Raw genomic sequence first — 1,130 nt, 5'->3', positions numbered from 1 at the left:
CGCGGTTCAGATTCAAGAATCCGATGAATCGAGCGGGCGAGCCAAGTGTTGCGGAACTGCTGGCGCAGTTGAAGGCCAATGCGGCCGAAATCGCCCTGTTGAAGGCGCAGAAGGAAGCGCTTGCCCTGCGGGTCGTCAAACTTGAAGAAGAACTGGCACTGGCGCGGCTGCATCGATTTGCCCCCAAGAGTGAAAAACACATCGACCGCCTCTTTAATGAAGCCGAACAGACGGTGGCGGAATATGAGGGCGAGGATGGTGATGACGGCGATGGCGGCGATGGCGATGGCGTTGTTTTACCGGAAACCGGCTTAGCGTCTGGCAATCCTGAGACGGGTAAGAAGCGCGGGCGCCGCCCGCTACCGGAAAACCTGCCGCGCGAGCGCGTCGAATATGACCTTCCCGACGATCAGAAGGGGTGCCCTTGCTGTCGTGGCCAGATGCATAGGATAGGAGACGTCCAGTCCGAGCAGCTTCATATCGAGGTCAAGGCGAAGGTTCTGCAGAATGTGCGCTTCAAATATGCCTGCCGCCATTGCGATCGTAACGGTATCCACACGCCTGTTGTCATCGCCCCTATGCCGGCGCAGCCCCTGCCGGGGAGTGTGGCCACGGCCTCGACGCTAGCCTTTGCCCTTGTCCATAAATATGTCGACGGAACGCCTCTTTATCGCCTGTCGCAGGCGTTTGAACGCGCGGGTGTTCCTATCAGCCGCGGCACCCTGGGCCACTGGGTTATCGGTTCCAGTGAAAAACATCTGAGCCGCATCTATGACGCGCTGAAGCTGCGGCTTTTGTCCCAGCCGCTGATCCATGGTGACGAGACGACGGTTCAGGTGCTGAAGGAAAAGGATCGGGAAGCCACGAGTAAGTCCTTTATGTGGGCCTATCGCAGCGCCGAGGACAGCCGGGAGCCGATCGTACTGCTCGATTACCAGCCAGGTCGTGCCTCCACCTACCCCCAGGCCTTCCTGGGGGACTATCGCGGCACCTTGATGAGCGATGGCTATACGGCGTGGCGCTCGCTGAAAGGGGCAACGCACCTTGGATGTATGGCTCATTCCAGGCGACGCTTTGTCGACGCCCACAAGGCCAGGCCCAAACCGGGCGGGCCGCCGGACCAGGCTCTC

General features: G+C 60.2%; 1 protein-coding gene. It reads left to right on the top strand.

What is annotated here, in order from left to right:
- Positions 1-23 precede the first annotated feature (23 nt).
- Positions 24-1,130, top strand: a 1,107-nt coding sequence (tnpC, locus tag ACK8OE_RS20810) for an IS66 family transposase (protein ID WP_410274222.1), incomplete at its 3' end; no start/stop codon positions are given.

Source organism: Asticcacaulis sp. W401b (assembly GCF_046503825.1).
In the GTDB taxonomy this organism is placed as follows: Bacteria; Pseudomonadota; Alphaproteobacteria; order Caulobacterales; family Caulobacteraceae; genus Asticcacaulis.
The sequence above is the reverse complement of the archived record's forward strand: the minus strand, read 5'-3'. Positions and strand labels throughout refer to the sequence as shown.